Origin of the sequence: Micromonospora sp. URMC 103, from assembly GCF_051386435.1 — a bacterium.
Taxonomy (GTDB): Bacteria; Actinomycetota; Actinomycetes; order Mycobacteriales; family Micromonosporaceae; genus Micromonospora.
Window position 1 is genome coordinate 2,451,196 of the sequence record NZ_JBPQTR010000005.1, and the last position, 18,612, is coordinate 2,469,807.

The following is an 18,612-nucleotide window of genomic DNA, read 5'->3' on the forward strand; positions in this document are numbered from 1 at the left end:
GGAGACGGGCCGTTCGTGGTGGTCCGGGTGCGGGTCAGTGCTCCGCGGTGCGCCGGGTGCCGGTGTAGTACTCGAACAGCAGCCCGCAGGCGGCGAAGATGACCGCCACGAGGCCGGCGCCCAGCAGCCAGAACTGCCAGAACACGAGGCCCAGGCCCGCGGTGGCGGCGGCCAGCGCGATGCCGAACGGCCAGTAGCTGCCCGGGCTGAAGAAGCCGATCTCGCCGGCGCCGTCGGCGATCTCCGCGTCCGCCCGGTCCTCCGGACGGAGGTCGATACGGCGGGAGACGAACCAGAAGAAGCCGCCGCACATCGAGCAGAGCAGGAACGACAGCAGCAGGGCGACGGTGCCGACCCACTCGACCCGGCCGCTCTCACCGGCCGTCCAGGCGCCGTAGAGGATGGTCGCGCCGGCCAGGAACGTCGCGATGACCAGGAAGATCTTCCACTCGGTCTTCATGTCGGCTCCCTCACCGTCCCGTGCCGGCCGGAACGTCGCCCGGGTTGAAGTTGCTCTGCGTGCGCCGGGTCTCGAACGGCTGGGTGGTCTGCGCGTACGGCGCCTCGCCGATCGCGGTCAGGGCCTCCTGCGTCGTCTTGCCGCTCTGCTTGGCCGCGAGGAACTGGTCGTACTTCTCCGGCGACACGACCCGCAGCTCGAAGTTCATGAACGCGTGGTACGTGCCGCAGAGTTCCGCGCACCGGCCGACGTAGGCGCCCTCGGTCACCAGGCTGGAGACCTCGAACACGTTACGGATCTTGCCCGGGAAGACGTCGCGCTTGAACAGCAGCTCCGGCACCCAGAACGAGTGGATGACGTCGCGGCTGGTCTCCTCGAACCGGATGGACCGGTCGGTCGGCAGCACGAGGATCGGAATGACCTCGCTGGTGCCGAGGGTCGAGGCGACCGTGTTGGCGTCCGGGCCCTGGCCGTCGCGGTAGTTGAACTGCCAGTTCCACTTGAACGCCACGACCTCGACGGTGACGTCGGGGTTCTTCGTCGTCTTGTTCACGTCGGTCTGGACGATCGCCGTGTAGTAGAAGAGCACGGAGACGATCAGGATCGGCGCGATGGTGTAGAGGAACTCCATCGGCATGTTGTAGCGGGTCTGCACGGGCAGGTCGTTGCCCCGCTTCCGGTAGCGCACCACGCACCAGAAGATCAGGCCCCACACGAAGATGCCGACCGCGAGCGCCGCGATGCAGGACGCGATCCACAGGTCGTACATGCGGCGCGACTCGGCCGAGATGCCGCCCTGCGGCCAGCCGAAGCCGTGGAACGTGCTCCCGACGTCGCAGCCCGTGAGCAGGACCAGCAGCGCCACGCCGCCGAGACCGAGCCCGGCGAGCCGACCAGCACCACGCCGCCGGCGTCCGCCGGCTCTCGGGGAAGCGCTGTGCCGTACGGCCGACGGCCGTACCTCCGAACTCCTTGCGACCACCTGGTCCTGCCTCCCTAGCGCGCCGCGGTGTCTGTCGTCCTGCCTCTCCGGCCTGCGGAGTGACAGCACCGGCGGCAAAGGCGTCACCGACGGTCGCAGATTACTCGACCATGACCGGCTGGACCGTGTTGGGGTGGCTGTCCGCCCCCAACGGGGGGATCTTGACCGTTCCCGCGCGATAGCGTAGGCACCCGTGAACGCTGCACCGGTCTACCTGGACGCCGCAACGGCGACGCCGCTGCACCCGGTCGCCCGGCAGGCGTTGCTGGCGGCCCTCGACGACGGCTGGGCCGACCCGGGCAAGCTCTACGCGCAGGCGCGCCGGGCACGCCAGCTCCTCGACGCGGCGCGGGCCGCCACCGCCGAGACGCTGGGCGTACGCCCCGACGAGCTCTCCTTCGCGCCCAGCGGCACGGCGGCGGCGCACGCCGCGGTGCTCGGTGGCCTGGCCGCGCGCCGCCGGGTGGGCCGCACCCTGGTGCACTCGGCCATCGAGCACTCGGCCGTGCTGCACGCCGCGGAACGGCACGTGGCCGACGGCGGCGCGGCGACCTCCGTGCCGGTGGACCGGCTCGGCGGGCTGGATCTCGACGTTTGGTCGGCCGAGGTACGCGCGCCGGGCGTGGCGCTGGCCGCGCTCATCGCCGCCAGTCACGAGGTGGGCACGCTCCAGCCGGTGGCCGAGGCGGCCGCCGCGTGCGCCGACGCCGGGGTGCCGCTCTACGTCGACGCGGCGCAGGCGGTGGGCCGGGTGCCGGTGCCGGGCGGCTGGTCGGTGCTCACGGCGAGCGCGCACAAGTGGGGCGGTCCGGCCGGAGTGGGGCTCCTCGTGGTCCGCAAGGGCACCCGGTGGGAGTCGCCCTACCCGGCCGACGAGCGGGAGTCGGGCCGTACGCCCGGGGCGCTGAACCTGCCCGCGGTCGTGGCCGCGGCGGCGAGCCTGCGTGCGGTGGCGGCCGACGCCGCGGCCGAGGCGGCCCGGCTGTCGCCGCTGGTGGACCGCATCCGGGCGCGGGTCGCCGCAGAGGTGCCGGACGTCGAGGTGGTCGGCGATCCGGAGAACCGGCTGCCACACCTCGTCACGTTCTCCTGCCTGTACGTCGACGGGGAGGCGCTGCTGCACGCGCTGGACCGGCGGGGCTTCGCGGTCTCCTCCGGCTCGTCGTGCACGTCCTCGACGCTGCGCCCGTCGCACGTGCTGGAGGCCATGGGAGTGCTGTCGCACGGGAACGTGCGGGTGTCGCTGCACCGGGAGACCACGGCGGCGGACGTGGAGCGCTTCCTCGACGAGCTGCCGGGCATCGTGGCCGCGCTGCGGGCCGAGGCGGGGGTGGTGGGGCTGTGACGCTGCCGGACGAGGTGCTCGACTGCCGGGGCCAGCGCTGCCCGTTGCCGGTCATCGCGGTGGCCCGGCGGCTGCCGGAGCTGCCGGTCGGCACGGTGGTGCGCGTGCTCGCCGACGACCCGGCCGCGGCCGTGGACATCCCCGCCTGGTGCCGGATGCGGGGTCAGGAGTTCCTCGGCCGGGTCACCGGCCCGGACGGCCCGGCGTACGACGTCCGCCGCCAACACTGACCCGCCCCCCCCCGCCCCGCGCCGCGCCCCCCGCGCCGCGCCCCCCGCCGCGCCGATCATGCAGTTGTGGTGCCTCACAAAGGCCGTCAGCAGGCGCAATTCAGGCACCACAACTGCATGATCGGCCGGGCTGGAGGGCTGGGCGGGCGGGAGGGCTGGGCGGGCGGGCGAGGGCGTTACGGGAGCAGGTGGGGGCGGACCTCGTCGGCGGCCACGTCGCCGTACGACTCGCCGAGGCGCTTGACGAAGAGGTCACGGCGCACCTGGTACTCCTGCGTGCCGACGGTCTCGAGCACGAGGGTGGCGAGCAGGGAGCCCACCTGGGCGGCCCGCTCCAGGCCGAGGCCCCAGGAGAGCGCTGTGAAGAACCCGGCCCGGAAGCCGTCGCCGACACCGGTCGGGTCGACCGCCCGGATCTCCCGCGCGATCGGCACGTGGATCGGGTCGACGCCCCGCCCGGCGATCTCGACGCCGTCCTTGCCGAGCGTGGTGACCCGGACCTTGACCAGGTCGAGGAGCTGCTCGTCGCTGAGCCCGGCCTTGCTCTGCAGCAGCGACTTCTCGTAGTCGTTGGTCATCAGGTAGTCGGCGCCCTCGATGAGCGCCACCACGTCCTCGCCGGGCATCCGGGCGAGCTGCTGGGAGGGGTCGGCCGCGAACGGGTAGCCGCGCTCCCGGCACTCGGCGGAGTGCCGCAGCATCGCCTCGGGGTCGTTCGCGCCGACGAGGACCAGGTCGAGCCCGTGGAGCCGGTCCGCGACGGGGGCCAGCTCGATGTTGCGCGCCTCGCTCATGGCCCCGGCGTAGAAGGAGGCGATCTGGCACATGTCGGTGTCCGTGGTGCAGACGAAGCGGGCGGTGTGTGCCACCTCGCTGACGTGCACCGAGTCGCAGTCGACGCCGTGCCGCTCCAGCCAGGACCGGTAGTCGGCGAAGTCCGCGCCCACCGCGCCCACCAGCACCGGCCGCAGGCCGAGCTGCCCCATGCCGAAGGCGATGTTCGCCGCCACGCCGCCTCGGCGCAGCACCAGGTCGTCGACCAGGAAGGAGAGCGAGACCTTGTGCAGCTGGTCCGCGATGAGCTGGTCGGCGAAGCGGCCGGGGAAGCTCATCAGGTGGTCGGTGGCGATCGAGCCGGTCACCGCGATCTTCATGTCAACCCTCGGGGTCGGGAGCAGGGCGCGGCCAGCCTACCGGTCCGGCAACCGCCAGGCGTCCGCTCGGTCGTGCCACGGCCATCCCCCGGACACCGGGCCGCAAACGAACGACGGGGCCGCCCACAGGGGCGGCCCCGTCGTGACGACGTGGGGGTCGGCTCAGCTGAACGAGTCGCCGCAGGCGCAGGAGCTGCCCGCGTTCGGGTTGTCGATCGTGAAGCCCTGGGCGTCGATCCGGTCGGCGAAGTCGATGGTGGCGCCGGCCAGGTAGGGGGCGCTCATCCGGTCGACGACGACCTCGACGCCGCTGTAGTCGGTGACGATGTCACCGTCGAGCGAGCGCTCGTCGAAGAAGAGCTGGTACCGCAGGCCCGAACAGCCGCCCGGCTGTACGGCGACGCGGAGCCGCAGGTCGTCGCGGCCCTCCTGCTCGATCAGGGCCTTGACCTTCTGCGCCGCGACGTCGGTGAGGACGACGGTGGTAGGGGCCTGGGCCTCGGTCGACTCGGTCTGCGCTGGCGTGGTCACGTGGAATTCTCCCTGCGCGCGATGGTGTGGTCGTCCCGACCAACGTCACCCGCCGGTCAGCGATTCCCACTGTGGTCCAGTTTCTGATTGTAGGCCGCCCACGGCGCTGTGACCCGGCGACGTGACCTCGGGCTCGTCCCACGCGGCGCCCGTCACACCTCCTGTCACCGGCTCCACTGCCGCGCGAGCCGCGCGCCCAGCTCACGCAGCCCCTCGGCGGGCCGGCTGAGCGCCGCCGCCAGGCCGCGCTCCGCGCCCCCGAAATGGTCCACGAGGCTGTACGCGTCGGTCACCCCCGCCGCGGCGGCCTCCCGCCGGCCGGTGCTCACCTGCCCGGCCAGCACCACGCACGGCAGTCCCCGGTCGCGGGCCGCCCCGGCCACCCCGGCCACCACCTTGCCGCGCAGCGACTGGTGGTCGAACGAGCCCTCCCCCGTGATCACCAGGTCCACGGCGTCCAGCGCGGCGTCGAGGCCGATGGCCCGGGTGACCAGGCCGATGCCGGACTCGCACGCGCCGCCGAGGGCGAGGATCGCCGCGCCGACGCCACCGGCGGCGCCGCCGCCCGGGAGCGTGCCCAGCGGCGCCGGGCAGCCGGGCAGGTCCCGCTCCAGCACCGCCGCGAAGCGTTCGAGCGCGGCGTCCAGCAGCAGCACGTCGGCCCGGTCGGCGCCCTTCTGCGGGCCGAAGACGTTGCTCGCGCCGTGCAGACCGAGCAGCGGGTTGTCCACGTCGGTGGCGGCCACGAGCCGGGCGCCGCGCAGCCGGGGGGCGCCGTCGAGCGCCGTGACGGCGGCCAGCGCCGCCCCGCCGTACGGCAGGACGGTGCCCGTCCCGTCGAGCGGGGTGACGCCCAGCGCGGCGAGCATGCCGGCGCCGCCGTCGTTGGTGCCGGAACCGCCGAGCCCGATCACCACGGTCCGGGCGCCCCGCTCGACGGCGGCGGCGACCAGCAGCCCGAGCCCGAACGAGGTGGTCGCCTTCGGGTCCCGCTCGTCGGGTGCGAGCAGGTGCAGCCCGCACGCCTGGGCGCTCTCCAGGTACGCCGTGCCGTCGCCGGTGAGCAGGATCTCACCGGCGGCCGGCCGGCCGAGCGGGTCGACCGTCGGCACCGGCACCCGGTGGCCGGGCAGCGCGTCGGCGAGCACGTCGACGAAGCCGGGCCCGCCGTCGGCGAGCGGCCGGATCAGCAGCTCGTCACCGTCGGTGACCTGCCGCCAACCGGTGGCCACGGCGGCGGCCACCTCGGGGGCCGGGAGGGTGCCGGCGAACTTGTCCGGGCAGAGCAGTACGCGCATGCGCAGCAGTGTGGCAGCACACATCGGGGGAAGCTGCGCCGCGCCCGCGCTGTGGGAGCATGGGGGGCGTGACTTCCACCTGGGTAGAACCCTCCAACACCGCCACGGCGCTGCTGTTGCTGGGCCGCGGCAGCGACCCGGCGACCGAGCGCGGCGTCGAGTGCCCGGGCGACCTGCCGGCGCCCAGCGACCCCGGTCTGGTGGCGCGGGCGGCGGCCGCGAAGGCGGCGTTGGGCAGCAAGGTCTTCGTGCTGGGGCACCACTACCAGCGCGACGAGGTGATCCAGTTCGCCGACGTGACCGGCGACTCGTTCAAGCTGGCCCGGGAGGCGGCGGCCCGGCCGGACGCGGAGTTCATCGTCTTCTGCGGCGTGCACTTCATGGCCGAGAGCGCCGACATCCTCACCTCGGCCAGCCAGAAGGTGATCCTGCCCGACCTGGCCGCCGGTTGTTCGATGGCCGACATGGCGGTCCTGGGCCAGGTCGAGGCCGCGTGGGACGTGCTGACCGAGCTCGGCGTCGCCGGGCAGACGGTCCCCGTCACGTACATGAACTCCTCGGCCGACATCAAGGGCTTCGTGGGCCGGCACGGCGGCGTGGTCTGCACCTCCTCCAACGCGAAGCGAGCGCTGGACTGGGCGTTCGAGCAGGGCTCGAAGGTGCTCTTCCTGCCCGACCAGCACCTCGGCCGCAACACGGCGGTGCTGGAGATGGGCTACTCGCTGGACGACTGCGTGCTCTACGACCCGCACAAGCCGAACGGCGGGCTGACGCCGCAGCAGCTGCGCGATGCGAAGATGATCCTGTGGCGGGGGCACTGCTCGGTGCACGGCCGTTTCACGCTGGACAGCGTGAACGACGTCCGCGAGCGGGTGCCCGGGGTCAACGTGCTGGTGCACCCGGAGTGCCGGCACGAGGTCGTCACGGCGGCCGATCACGTGGGCTCGACCGAGTACATCATCAAGACCATCGAGGCGGCCCCGGCCGGCTCGGCGTGGGCCGTCGGCACCGAGCTCAACCTGGTGCGCCGGCTTGCCCTGGCACACCCGGACAAGCAGATCATGTTCCTGGACCGGGCGGTCTGCTACTGCTCGACCATGAACCGCATCGACCTGCCCCACCTCGTGTGGGCGCTGGAGGAGCTGGCGGCCGGTCGGGTCGTGAACCAGATCACCGTGGACGCGGACACCGCCCGCCACGCCCGCGCGGCGCTGGACCAGATGCTCGCGCTTCCCGGCGCCGGCACCCCGGCGGGCAGCGGCCGCTGATCACGCTGCGTAGTGCCATTGGAACCCAATAGTGCCGGATCACCCAATTAACAACTCTGCGGGTGGTGTGACCGGTTCCATTCTCGTCCCCGAGGACTATGCTGCCGGAGCAACGACGCAGGCGGTCCGTTTCACGGTGGCCGCATTCGGGGTAGCCAGCATCGTGGACCCCACCATCAACACAGCAGCACCTACGCGCTGGAGGTTGCGTTGACCGACGACGTCCTGGTCGTGCACGGAGGTACTCCGCTCGAAGGGCGGATCCGCGTGCGCGGCGCGAAGAACCTGGTCTCCAAGGCGATGGTCGCCGCGCTGCTCGGCGACAGCCCGAGCCGGCTGTTCGACGTGCCGAACATCCGCGACGTCGAGGTCGTCCGTGGCCTGCTCGGCCTGCACGGCGTGAAGGTGACCGACGGCGAGGAGGAAGGCGAGCTCGTCTTCGACCCGGCCAACGTCGAGAGCGCCAGCACCGACCAGATCAACGTGCACGCGGGATCCAGCCGGATCCCGATCCTGTTCTGCGGGCCCCTGCTGCACCGGCTAGGGCACGCCTTCATCCCGGACCTGGGCGGCTGCCACATCGGCCCCCGGCCGATCGACTTCCACCTCCAGGCCCTGCGCGAGTTCGGTGCGACGGTCGACAAGCGGCCGGAGGGCCTGCACCTGTCCGCGCCGAACGGCCTGCACGGCACGAAGTTCGCGCTGCCGTACCCGAGCGTCGGGGCGACCGAGCAGGTGCTGCTCACCGCCGTGATGGCCGAGGGCGTCACCGAGCTGCGCAACGCCGCGGTCGAGCCGGAGATCCTCGACCTGATCTGCGTCCTGCAGAAGATGGGCGCGATCATCAAGGTGCACACCGACCGGGTGATCGAGATCCAGGGCGTGCCGAAGCTGCACGGCTACACCCACCGGCCGATCCCGGACCGCATCGAGGCGGCCAGCTGGGCCGCCGCCGCCCTGGCCACCCGCGGTCACGTCGAGGTGCTCGGCGCGCAGCAGGCCGACATGATGACCTTCCTGAACATCTTCCGCTCGGTCGGCGGCGAGTACGAGGTGACCGACCTGCGGCCTCCGCGCAACGGCAAGCCGGGCCAGGAGGGTGGCATCCGGTTCTGGCACCCCGGCGGCGAGCTGAAGTCCGTGGCGCTCGAGACCGACGTGCACCCCGGTTTCATGACCGACTGGCAGCAGCCGCTCGTGGTGGCCCTCACCCAGGCCCGGGGCCTGTCGATCGTCCACGAGACGGTCTACGAGCAGCGGCTGGGCTACACCGAGGCGCTGAACTCGATGGGCGCCAACATCCAGGTCTACCGCGACTGCCTGGGCGGCACCCCCTGCCGCTTCGGCCGGCGCAACTTCAAGCACTCCGCGGTGATCGCCGGCCCGAGCAAGCTGCACGCGGCCGACCTGGTCATCCCGGACCTGCGGGCCGGGTTCAGCCACCTGATCGCGGCGCTCGCCGCCGAGGGCACCTCCCGGGTGTACGGCGTCGACCTGATCAACCGCGGCTACGAGGACTTCGAGGCGAAGCTCGCCGACCTCGGCGCGCACGTCGAGCGGCCGTAACCCCACCTCCCCCACCTCGGGTTCGCGCCCGGTGCACCGCGATGTGCACCGGGCGCCGCCGTTTGGCTACCCTTGCCGCGTGCCGTCGCTGTTTCGCCGCAAGTCCACCGACCTCGTCGAGGACACCGTCACCTCCGTGACGCCCGACGAGGAGTCCGCGTCCGCCCGCCCCCGCGGCTACACGCCCGCCAAGGGTCGTGAGACGCCGAAGCGGCCCAGCGCCGGCCGGCGTCCGGGCGGCACCCCCACCAAGCCGTTGACCAAGGAGGAGGCGCGGGAGCGCCGCCGGCAGCAGCGCTCCGAGGCGGCGGCCGAGTTCCGTCGCGAGGGCGGTCCGCGCGACCGTGGCCCCGAGCGCCTGCTCGTCCGGAACGTGGTCGACTCCCGGCGTACGGTCGGCACCTGGTTCTTCGGCGGCGCGCTCATCGTGCTGATCGGCTCGAACGCGGCGATGCCGCCGGTGGTCCGGCTGGTCTCCAACCTGCTCTGGGGGGCGCTGGCCCTGGGCGTGGTGGTCGACTCCCTGCTGATCTGCCGCAAGATCCGCAAGCTGGTGCAGGAGCGGTTCCCGCGGACCGACCAGCGGATGGGCTCGCTCTACCTGTACGCGATCATGCGGTCGATCACGTTCCGGCGGATGCGGACCCCGGCTCCCCGGGTGAACCTCGGCGACCCGGTCTGACGGCGGGCCCTCGGGCACGACGGCGTCGCGAGCGGCGTTCGGCCACGCTCCGTTCGGTGTAGCGTACGGATTGTTCACCGTGCGGAACGCGCCTCATCAGACCGACGGAGTGACCGAATGGCCGCCGAAGGGCATCCCCCGCTGGCCGTCATCGCCGCCGCGCTGCGTCGGGAGCGGGAGCGCGTCGGCATCTCGCTGACCGAGCTGGCCCGCCGCGCGAAAGTCGCCAAGTCCACGCTCTCGCAGCTGGAGGCGGGCAGCGGCAACCCGAGTGTGGACACGCTCTGGGCCCTCGCCGAGGCGCTCGGCGTCCCGCTCAGCCGGCTCGTCGAGCCGCCCACGCCCACCGTCCACGTCGTCCGGGCCGGCCACGGCCACCGGGTCCGGTCCGAGCGGGCGGACTTCACGGGCACGCTGCTCAGCGCGGGCTCCCCCGGCGTCCGCCGGGACATCTACCTCATCCAGCTCGAGCCCGGCGCCGTCCGCACGGCCGACGCCCACACGCCGGGCAGCGTGGAGCACGTCGTGGTGGCGGCCGGCGGCGTGCGGGTCGGCCCCGAGTCCGGCCAGGTCGAGCTGGGTCCCGGCGACTACGCCACGTTTCCGGGGGACGCCCCGCACCGGTACGAGGCCCTCTTCCCCGGCACCGTCGCGGTCCTGGTGATGGAGCACCCCTGAGGGATGTCAGGCGGGCGCCGCGGCCTCCGGGTCGCCCGCGGTGACCGCGGTGACCGCGGCGGTCGGTGCCGCCTCGTCCACCGGGCTGCGGTACAGGCGGGCGACCACCTCCTCGATGTCGGGCTCGACGACGGAGATGTCGCGCAGGCTCGCGAGGTTCGCGAGGCCGGCGACCACCTCCGCCACGCCCGCCGACTCGAGCGCGTAGACCAGCCGGCGGCCGTCGGCCGCCACCCGGTGCAGCGGCGCGCCGGGCAGCTCGGGCGGCTGCGCCAGCGGGGCGTCCAGGTCGGCGACGACCAGCCGACGCGACCCGTACCGCCGGTGCAGGTCGGCGATCGAGCCGTCGTGCACCACCCGGCCGTGGTCGACCACCACGAGACGCCGGCAGAGCCGCTCGATGTCGGCGAGGTCGTGGGTGGTCAGCACGAGGGTGGTGTCGCCGGCGCTGCCCAGCTCGGCGAGGAAGCCCCGGACCGCCTGCCGGCTCACCACGTCGAGGCCGATGGTCGGCTCGTCGAGGAAGAGCACCTCGGGGCCGTGCAGCAACGCGGCGGTCAGCTCGCCGCGCATGCGCTGGCCCAGCGAGAGCTGGCGGACCGGGACGTCGAGGAAGGCGTCCAGGTCGAGCAGGGCGCGGCAGCGGCGCAGCCGGGCGGCGTGCTCGCCGGCCGGCACCCGGTAGACGTGCCGCAGCAGGTCGAAGGAGTCCCGCAGCGGCAGGTCCCACCACAGCTGCGAGCGCTGCCCGAAGACCACGCCGATGCGCAGCGCGAGCCGGGTGCGCTGGGCGACCGGGCGCAGCCCGCAGACGCGTACGTCGCCGCCCGTGGGCGTGAGCACGCCGGTGAGCATCTTCAGCGTGGTGGACTTGCCGGCGCCGTTCGGCCCGATGTAGCCGAGCATCTCGCCCCGCTCCACACGCAGGTCGAGGCCGTCGACCGCGGCCCGCACCCGCTTCGTGCGGCGCAGCCGGCCCGTCCTGACCCGTACCGTGAACTCCTTGCGCAGCCCCTGCGCCGAGATGACCTCTGTCATGAGCCCGTGCTCCGGTAGTGACGGATGCCGAACCGCCAGGCGAACGCGGCGGCCGCGGCGGCGACCAGCGCCACGCCGGGCGCCGCGAAACCCACCCAGGCGGGCAGGCCGAGCGGGTCGGCGCGGCCGAGCAGCGCCAGCGCCGGATGGTAGCTGACGAAGGCGAACCCCAGGCCGTACGCGAACAGCGCGCGGAACCAGCCGCCGTAGACGGTCACGGGGTACGAGGTGAAGTCCCGCCCGCCGTAGGTGAGGGAGTTCGCCAACTCGCCCGACTCGACCCAGAAGAACGACACGGTCGCCGTGGCCACGAAGACCGAGCCGAAGAACACCACGCCGGCCACCGGGGCGAGCACGACCAGCAGCGCGCGGCCGGGCGTCCAGTCGATGCCGGCCGAGGCGACCGCGACGGTCCAGACGGCGAGCCCGGACAACGCGCGGGAGACCTTGCGCAGCGGCAGGTCCATGAGCAGCAGCTGCGGCAGCGCACCGAGGGGCCGGAGCAGAACCGCGTCCAGCGTGCCGGTGCGCACGTACCGGGGGATCCGCTCGATGTTGCCGACCAGCAGGTCGGCGGTGGCGAACGCGCAGGCGGAGAGGCCGACCATCACCAGCGTCTCGCGCAGGGTGAACCCGCCCAGCTCGCGGGTCACGCCGAAGAGGACGAGCACGGTGAGCACGTCGAAGACCGTGGCGCCCACGTTGCCGACAAGCTCGACCACGAACGACGTGCGGTACGCGGCCTGCGACCGCGCCTGCGCGCCGAGCAGCGCCCGGTACGCGGTGAGGGCGCTCCCGGGCCGGTCAGCCACCCTGCACCGCCAGGCGGCGCTCGGCGCGGCGCTGCACCAGCCGGGCGGTGGCGAGCAGCAGCGCGGCCCAGCCGACCTGGACCGCGACCAGTCCCACCTGCACCGGCAGGGGATCCCGCTCGACCAGCACGTCGAGCGGGGTCTGGAGGAGGCTCGGGAACGGGGTGGCGATCCACAGTGGCACGTGCAGCCACTCGGGCAGGAACCGCAGCGGGAAGTAGAGCCCGGCCAGCACGCCCGAACCGACCGTCCAGAGGATCATCGGCCCCCGGACGTCGGCCAACCAGTACGCGGTGGCGTTGACCAGGTAGCGGCAGGCGAAGCTGAGCACCACGGCGGCGGTCACCGAGCCGACGGCGAGCGGCACGGTCGGCCAGCGGGTCGGCAGGTACACGTCGAAGAAGAGCGGACCCACGAGTGTCGGTGGCAGCAGCCGGGCCAGCGCCGCGTACCCGGCACGGCCCAGGTCGGTGGCCAGGTAGGAGGTCACCGGGTGGACGGGCCGCAGGAGGTCGCCCGTGATGTCGCCGGTGCGGATCCGGTCCGCCAGGTCCGTCCAGCCCCACAGCAGGATCACGGTGAGCAGTCCCTGTCCGACCCAGACGAACGTGGCGAGCTGCCGGCGGTCGTACCCGGCCGCGGCCCCCGCCCCGCCGGCCACGGCGAGCAGCACGTAGCAGCGGAGGAAGCCGAAGACCACGTTGGTCACGATCCCGGCCACCGCCGCCTGGCGGTAGGTGGAGTATCGTCGGAAACCGGATGCGGCTATAGCCCTAAATGTCCGGAACCATAGGATAACGTTTGAGGTGGTGAACGGTGCCACAGTGGCGGTGACCGAGCCCACGCCGCTACCCTCCATCCGCAGCCACACCCTGCCGGAACGGGCGACTCTACCGGCAGGTCGGGTGCCCAGCGCGACAATTGGCAACGAGGTGACAACGCCGTGAGCGAGCGGACGCGAGCCGGCCACCGCAGCGCGGTCCTCGTGGGCCCGACGCCCGGCGGTCACGGAAGCGCGACCGCGACCCGACGGCGGGAGTCGGCCATCCGCACGGGCCCCGGGCGTGGCGACAGGCAGCCCGGATGAGCAGCCGGTACGACGACCGGTGGCAGGACCCGGCCGAACCGTCCTGGATGGTCGAACCCACCCACGAGTGGCACCCGCAGTTCCCCGGCCAGCGCTACCCCGGCGACATCGGCATGCAGCACGCGCCGCCCCCGCGCGGCCGCGCCAGCGTCGTCGGCCGCGCCGACGTGCCCCCGCTCGCGCCGACCCGCCCCGACGGCACGTACCTCGGCCGGTCCTGGGCCGACGAGCCGCCGGAGGACGAGCCCCACGGCGGGGACCGCCGACCGGACGGCCTCGACGGGCGGCGGTACGGCGACGAGCCGCACCTCCGCCCGCATGCCGAACCGACCCGACCCGACGAGCGCCCGCCGGCCGGGCGGTCCGCGTCCGACGGCCGTACCCAGTGGGCCGACCGCCGCCCGCGCGGCGACGAGCGGCCGCCACGGGACGCCGCCTGGCACCGCGAGACGGGCCCACCCGACCGCCGGGAGGCCCGTCCGTCCTGGTCGGAGCCGGCCGCCGCGTACCCCGTGGCTCCGCCGGTCTCCTCCGGGCCCCGGTCGGACGCGGGTTGGATGCCGGAGCCCGCCGAGGAGGCGCCGCCCCGCGGCCGCGCCGCCAACCGGCCGGCCGCCGAGCGCGAGCGCCGCCCGGCGGAGGGGGACGGCCGCTCCCGCTACCCCCGGGGCCGCGGCGAGCGGGACCACCACCCGGACGACCGTCGCCGGCCGGACACCCCGCGGCACCCCGAGCACGCCCCCTACGTCGACGAGCCCGGTCGCGGCGGCCCGCGGCGGCCCGCCGAGCAGGCCCACCACACCGACGCCGTCCGCCCCCGGTCCGCGCCGCACACCGAGCCGCCACGGTACGACGACCGGCCGCCGCACCCGGCCGCGCGACCACGACCCGACGACGAGCACCTCCGCCACCTCGACCACGACCGCACGGGCCGCCCCCGCTACGGCGACGAGCGCCCGTACCGCGACGGTCACCGGCCCGAGGAGGAGCCGCACCGGCAGCCACGCGAGGCGGCCGGCCGCGCCGAGCCGTACGTCGAGCGGCGCTCGCGCGGGGAGGCGCGGCCCGAGGCGTACCGCGAACCGCGACCGCACCCGGAGCACGGCGCCGGCCTGCCCTGGCCCCCGGCCGGACCGCTGCGGCCCGGTTGGGACCCGAGCCGCCGCGGCGAGCCGCGGCCGGACCAGCGCCGGCCGGTCGACCCGGGCCCGGCGCCGCGCGGCGGCGAGCGCCGGGACATGCCGTCCCGGTACGACGACCCGCACCGCGTGCCCGGCCGGCCCTTCTCCGGCCCGCCGGCGACCGGCGGTCCCGTCCGGGACGTGCCGATCTCCGGCCCGCCCGTCTCCCCCGCCCCGCCCGCCGGCCGCCCGGTGTCACCGGCGTCCCCGCCGGCGGGCCGGCCGGTGTCCCCCGCGCCGCCGGCCGGTCGTTCCGTGCCACCCGCGCCGCCGGCTGGCAGGCCGGTGTCCCCCGCCCCGGCCGCCGGGCCCCCGGCGCCGTCCGCGCCGTCACCCGGCCGTCCCGTGCCGCCCGGCTCGACCGACAGCCGCCCCGTGCCGCCCGCCCCCGCCGGCGGTCGGCCGCACGCCACGCCGCAGCTCCCCGCCCCGCCGGCCCGACCGACGGCGCCGCAGCCCGACGGCGAATTCCCGGTCTCCCCGGCGCCCGTTCGACCGCCGTCCGCCGGCCCGCCTCCGGTCGATGCACCCCACCGCCCGCCGCACGGCCCGGCGCCCCAGCCCGGCCGCACCCACCGGCCACCCGACGGCCCCGTGTCCCCGGCGCCCGTTCCGCCCGCGCCGGCGGGGCCGGCGGGGCCGCCTCCCGGGGCTCTCCACGGACCGCCCGCCCGCCCGGTCTCCGCGGCTCCGGTCTCGCCCGCGTCCGCGCGGCCTGCGCCCGCCACGCCACCGTCGCCCGGCCCGGTCTCCGGACCGCCGGCGGACCGTTCCCGAGCGGAGTATCCGCACGCCCCGCAACGGTGGGGCGCAACGGACCCGTCCGCTCCGAACCGGCCGGGCTCGGGCAGCGCCGACGCCCCTCCGCCCTACCCAGGCGCACGCGCCGGCGAGTCGCCGGACACCCGATCGTCGACCGGCCGACCGGACTCCGTCCGACCGCCCGCCGAACGCTCCAGCGACGAGCCGTACCCCCGTCCGCCGGCCGATGGCCGGCCCAGCCCGGCGGCCGCCGCGTCCGGGACTTCACCGGCCGCGGAACCGGACGCGCCGCCCCGCCCCGGCGCCCCACGGCGGTACGTCCCACCGGCCCCGTCGGAGCCGACCCCGCCCGCCGTCGTGTCCACGCCGGGCAACGGCGGAGCGGACGCATGGTTCCGTCCGGCGCACCCCGACGAGCCGGCGCCGGCCGCCGACCCCACCGACACGCCCCCGTCCCCGTCCACGGACGAGCCGGTCGACGCATCGCTGCCCGAGCCGGCCGCCGGTCCGATCGAGACGGACCCACCGACGGCCGAGGCGGTCGAGGCGTCGTCGTCCTCTGCCGCCAATCCCCCCGACGCACCGCCAGCGGCGGCGGGGCCGGAGGATCTCGCCCCGGACACGACGGCAGAGCCGGCGACGGAACCTCCGGCCCGCCCCGTCTCGGCCCCACCGGCCCTCCACCCGCCGTCGCACGGCCCGGCCGACGTGGCCGCACCACCGCGGTTCCCCGCAACCGCAGCCGGCGAGGCGGGCCGGGCACGGGACACGGCGGGCCCGGAGCCGGACGCGATGGGCGACGCACGGGACACGGCGGGCCCGGAGCCGGACGGCGGTACGCCTCCGGAGGCCGAGCGGGGCTCCGAAACGGCGCCCGCGCCTCCCCCGTGGACGGCAAGCACGCCCGCGCCGCCCGGCCCCGCGACCCCGGCGGCACCGGCGGCACCGGCGGCACCGGAGCCTGCCAGCGCCACCGAGTGGGCACCGCTGCCGCGGCAGAGCGTGGCGCCGGTGTCCGCCCCGCCCGCCGAGGGCGAGGCCGCCGCGCGCGGAGCCACGGCCGCGTCGTCGGACGGTACGGACGCTCCCGCGTCGTCGCCGTCGCCCGAGCAGCTCGTGCCGCCCTCAGATTCGGCCGCGCCGTCCTCGGACGCGGTCGCGCCGCCGCCGGACGGGGCGCCGTTCACGTCGGACCGGCCTGCGCACGCGGTCCCGGCGGGCAGCACGGTCGAGGTGCCGCAGGACGACGACCACCCGGCCTGGGACGGCGTCGTGGCGCCCCGGCCGGCGTCCGGGCCGCCCGCCACCGTCGACCCCACGGAGCCGGCGCACCCGGTCTCCGCCGCGCCCGCACCGGGCCGTCCGGACGCCGACGGGCCGCACGATGTCTCGGGTTCCTCCGCCGCGGGCCGCCCGACGGTCACCCCGGCCTCCGGCCCGCCGGCAGCCTCGCCGCCCTCGGCCATGCCCGACGAGGACGCCTTCACGGAGGACACCTTCGCGGGAGACACCTTCGAGGAGGACACCTTCGCGGGAGACACCTTCGAGGAGGACACCTTCGCGGGAGACACCTTCGAGAGGGGCGCCTTCGCGGGGGACGCCTCGGAGCGGGACGCGTCGCCCGCGCCCCGGTCCATTCCCGACCAGCGCGCCGCGACAGAGCCGGCCGCGCGACCGGTGTCCGCACCGCCCGCCCAGGCCGGGGATCCCGTCATCCCCACGCCGACCGCGGCCGGCCCGACCGCCCCCGAGCCCGCCGCGCCCGTGTCCGCACCACCCGCCGCGCCGGTCTCCGCACCGCCGGCCGCGCCTGTGTCCGCGCCACCCGCGGGCCCCGTGTCCGCAGAACCGGCCGGGCCGGTCTCCGCGCCGCCGGCCGCTTCCGTGTCCGCGCCACCTGCGGGTCCCGTGTCCGCACCACCGGCCGGGCCGGTCTCCGCACCATCCGCCGCGCCGGTCTCCGCGCCACCCACCGGCCCCGTCTCGGCGCCACCCGCCGGTCCCGTCTCGGCGGCACCCACCGGCTCCACGGCCGTCTCGGCGTCAGCCGCCGGACCCGTGTCCGCGCCACCCGCCGCGTCCGTCTCCGGACCGCCGATCGGGCCCGTCTCCGGGCTGCCCGCGCCGTCCGTATCCGCACCGCCCGCCGGGTCGGGGCGCGCCGAGCAGGGCGATCCCGAGCGGGTGCTGGCCGGCTACCGCTGGCAGCTGGATCCCGCGACCCTCCGCGAGATCGTGGCGGAGCCCGACGAGCTGCGGACGATCCGCCGGCGGTTGACCGAGAAGCTCGGTTCGGCCGTCGACAACCGCGCTCGTGCCCGGCTGCTCAGCCTGCGCGGTGTGGTGTCCCGGATCCTCGGCGAGCTGGACGACGCGCTCGCCGACGCCCGGCTCGCCCTCACGTACGCCGAGGCGACCGGGGAACTGCGCCGGATCGCGCTCGCGCAGGCGCGGCTGGCGCACGTGCTGCGCTGGCGTGGCGAGTTCACCGAGGCGGACCAGCTCTTCGCCCGGGCCACCTCACCGGAGCTACCCGACCGGCTGCGGGCCGCGATCCACGAGCACGCGGGGCGGTCCTGCTTCGACCAGGGCCGGTACATGGAGGCGTGCCAGCACTTCGAGCAGGCGCTCGACCTGCGGGGCGCCGGGGACGCCGACCTGCTGGCCCGGATCCGCCTCGCACTCGACGCGGTGGCCGAGCGGGCCGCCGCCGAGGGCTTCGGGCCGTACCCCCGCAGCCGCGACGAGGTGCTGGAGCGGATCCAACCCCCGGTGCCCGCGCGCGACGGCGCCCGCTGGGGGTACGCGGACCCGGAGGGCGACCTCGTGATCCCGGCCCGGTACGCGGACGCCCAGCCGTTCCGGGAGGGGCTGGCCTGGGTACGCCGGCCGGACACGGACCGCTGGTCCCTGATCGCGCTCACCGGCACGACGGTGATCGAGCCGTCGTACCTCGCGGTGCGCCCGTTCTCCGACGGCCTGGCCTGGGTGGTCCGGGACGGCGCGGAGGGCTGGCAGGCCATCGACCCCACCGGTGACGTGGTCATCCCGGCGGGTTTCGCCGACGTGCGGCCGTTCCACCGGGGTGTGGCCCCGGTCCGCCGGGAGGGGTGGGGGGCGGTGGACCGGACGGGCCGGCTCGTGGTGCCCACCCGCTACCACAGCTTCCGCACCTCGCTGGCCGACGGGCGTTCCGTCGACGGCTTCACCGACGAGGGGCTGGCCGTCGTGGAGGTGGCCGGCCGCCACGGCGTCGTAGACCACACGGGGGCGGTCCTCGTGCCGCCGGTGCACGCCGCACTGGTCATCCATCCCGTCGCGTTCCTGGTGGCGACCGGCGGCGGGCGGTGGGGCGCGCTCGACCGGCACGGCAATCCGCTGATCGACCCCGTGCACCGGAATCCCGAGGACGTGCTGGAGGAGATCGAGCGGCTGCTCGCGGACGCGAACCCGGTCATCTGACCGGCGCACGCGCGCCTTTCCTGGGCCGCCAGGGTGACGCCCACCGCACACCGGCGGGCCGGGCGGTTGGGGCCGC

15 protein-coding genes are annotated in these 18,612 nt (G+C 75.2%); 7 read left to right on the plus strand and 8 right to left on the minus strand.

Annotated elements, in window-relative coordinates; translation table 11 throughout:
- Positions 1 to 34: 34 nt before the first annotated feature.
- Positions 35 to 460 (minus strand): cytochrome c oxidase subunit 4, encoded by a 426-nt coding sequence (locus ACSNOA_RS24485; protein WP_436661756.1) that lies wholly within the window; start codon positions 458 to 460, stop codon positions 35 to 37.
- Positions 461 to 470: 10 nt separating this feature from the next.
- On the minus strand, positions 471 to 1,442 hold the full coding sequence (ctaC, locus tag ACSNOA_RS24490) for an aa3-type cytochrome oxidase subunit II (protein WP_436661757.1): 972 nt from the start codon (positions 1,440 to 1,442) through the stop codon (positions 471 to 473).
- Positions 1,443 to 1,635: 193 nt separating this feature from the next.
- Here ctaC and ACSNOA_RS24495 point away from each other — a divergent pair, with 193 nt between their 5' ends.
- Positions 1,636 to 2,787 (plus strand): cysteine desulfurase family protein, encoded by a 1,152-nt coding sequence (locus ACSNOA_RS24495; RefSeq protein WP_436661758.1) that lies wholly within the window; start codon positions 1,636 to 1,638, stop codon positions 2,785 to 2,787.
- Positions 2,784 to 3,017, plus strand: a complete 234-nt coding sequence (locus tag ACSNOA_RS24500) for a sulfurtransferase TusA family protein (protein WP_436661759.1) — start codon at positions 2,784 to 2,786, stop codon at positions 3,015 to 3,017. The genes ACSNOA_RS24495 and ACSNOA_RS24500 overlap by 4 nt, the downstream gene beginning before the upstream one ends.
- 176 nt (positions 3,018 to 3,193) lie before the next feature.
- On the opposite strand, the gene ACSNOA_RS24505 is transcribed toward ACSNOA_RS24500, so the two are convergent.
- The 3 genes from ACSNOA_RS24505 to ACSNOA_RS24515 all read right to left on the minus strand — a co-directional run bounded on the left by ACSNOA_RS24505 (position 3,194) and on the right by ACSNOA_RS24515 (position 6,024).
- Positions 3,194 to 4,171, minus strand: a complete 978-nt coding sequence (locus tag ACSNOA_RS24505; protein ID WP_436661760.1) for a carbohydrate kinase family protein — start codon at positions 4,169 to 4,171, stop codon at positions 3,194 to 3,196.
- Between the two features lie 162 nt (positions 4,172 to 4,333).
- Entirely contained in the window at positions 4,334 to 4,702 is a 369-nt protein-coding gene (erpA, locus tag ACSNOA_RS24510; RefSeq protein WP_436661762.1) for an iron-sulfur cluster insertion protein ErpA, read from the minus strand.
- A 164-nt stretch (positions 4,703 to 4,866) separates the two neighbouring features.
- On the minus strand, positions 4,867 to 6,024 hold the full coding sequence (locus ACSNOA_RS24515; RefSeq protein WP_436661764.1) for a glycerate kinase family protein: 1,158 nt from the start codon (positions 6,022 to 6,024) through the stop codon (positions 4,867 to 4,869).
- A gap of 44 nt (positions 6,025 to 6,068) precedes the next feature.
- Between ACSNOA_RS24515 and nadA the strand changes: the two genes are divergently transcribed.
- The 4 genes from nadA to ACSNOA_RS24535 all read left to right on the plus strand — a co-directional run bounded on the left by nadA (position 6,069) and on the right by ACSNOA_RS24535 (position 10,194).
- Entirely contained in the window at positions 6,069 to 7,268 is a 1,200-nt protein-coding gene (nadA, locus tag ACSNOA_RS24520; RefSeq protein WP_436661766.1) for a quinolinate synthase NadA, read from the plus strand.
- A 210-nt stretch (positions 7,269 to 7,478) separates the two neighbouring features.
- On the plus strand, positions 7,479 to 8,834 hold the full coding sequence (murA, locus tag ACSNOA_RS24525) for a UDP-N-acetylglucosamine 1-carboxyvinyltransferase (RefSeq protein ID WP_436661768.1): 1,356 nt from the start codon (positions 7,479 to 7,481) through the stop codon (positions 8,832 to 8,834).
- Between the two features lie 79 nt (positions 8,835 to 8,913).
- Complete coding sequence (locus ACSNOA_RS24530; protein WP_436661770.1) at positions 8,914 to 9,516, plus strand: DUF3043 domain-containing protein; 603 nt, start codon at positions 8,914 to 8,916, stop codon at positions 9,514 to 9,516.
- Between the two features lie 117 nt (positions 9,517 to 9,633).
- On the plus strand, positions 9,634 to 10,194 hold the full coding sequence (locus tag ACSNOA_RS24535) for a helix-turn-helix domain-containing protein (RefSeq protein ID WP_436661772.1): 561 nt from the start codon (positions 9,634 to 9,636) through the stop codon (positions 10,192 to 10,194).
- 6 nt (positions 10,195 to 10,200) lie between these two features.
- Here the strand turns inward: ACSNOA_RS24535 and ACSNOA_RS24540 are convergent, their stop codons facing one another.
- The 3 genes from ACSNOA_RS24540 to ACSNOA_RS24550 are packed head-to-tail and all read right to left on the minus strand — an operon-like array spanning position 10,201 to position 12,888.
- Positions 10,201 to 11,232: an ABC transporter ATP-binding protein gene (locus ACSNOA_RS24540; RefSeq protein WP_436661774.1), complete on the minus strand. Its 1,032-nt coding sequence runs from the start codon at positions 11,230 to 11,232 to the stop codon at positions 10,201 to 10,203.
- Positions 11,229 to 12,044, minus strand: coding sequence for an ABC transporter permease (locus tag ACSNOA_RS24545; protein WP_436661775.1), 816 nt, complete (start codon positions 12,042 to 12,044; stop codon positions 11,229 to 11,231). Before ACSNOA_RS24545 ends, ACSNOA_RS24540 begins: the two co-directional genes overlap by 4 nt.
- Positions 12,037 to 12,888 carry an ABC transporter permease gene (locus ACSNOA_RS24550; RefSeq protein WP_436662437.1) on the minus strand — a complete coding sequence of 284 codons (852 nt, stop codon included), beginning with the start codon at positions 12,886 to 12,888 and terminating at the stop codon, positions 12,037 to 12,039. Before ACSNOA_RS24550 ends, ACSNOA_RS24545 begins: the two co-directional genes overlap by 8 nt.
- A 239-nt stretch (positions 12,889 to 13,127) precedes the next feature.
- On the opposite strand from ACSNOA_RS24550, the gene ACSNOA_RS24555 reads away from it, so the two are divergent.
- Complete coding sequence (locus ACSNOA_RS24555) at positions 13,128 to 18,536, plus strand: WG repeat-containing protein (protein WP_436661776.1); 5,409 nt, start codon at positions 13,128 to 13,130, stop codon at positions 18,534 to 18,536.
- The last annotated feature ends 76 nt before the right edge of the window (positions 18,537 to 18,612 follow it).

Coding starts and splice junctions, on each gene's coding strand:
- ACSNOA_RS24505 (WP_436661760.1), bottom strand. CDS start 4,171: ATGAAGATCGCGGTGACCGGCTCGATCGCCACCGACCACCTGATGAGC.
- ACSNOA_RS24515 (WP_436661764.1), bottom strand. CDS start 6,024: ATGTGTGCTGCCACACTGCTGCGCATGCGCGTACTGCTCTGCCCGGAC.
- ACSNOA_RS24485 (WP_436661756.1), bottom strand. CDS start 460: ATGAAGACCGAGTGGAAGATCTTCCTGGTCATCGCGACGTTCCTGGCC.
- ACSNOA_RS24555 (WP_436661776.1), top strand. CDS start 13,128: ATGAGCAGCCGGTACGACGACCGGTGGCAGGACCCGGCCGAACCGTCC.
- ACSNOA_RS24540 (WP_436661774.1), bottom strand. CDS start 11,232: ATGACAGAGGTCATCTCGGCGCAGGGGCTGCGCAAGGAGTTCACGGTA.
- ACSNOA_RS24535 (WP_436661772.1), top strand. CDS start 9,634: ATGGCCGCCGAAGGGCATCCCCCGCTGGCCGTCATCGCCGCCGCGCTG.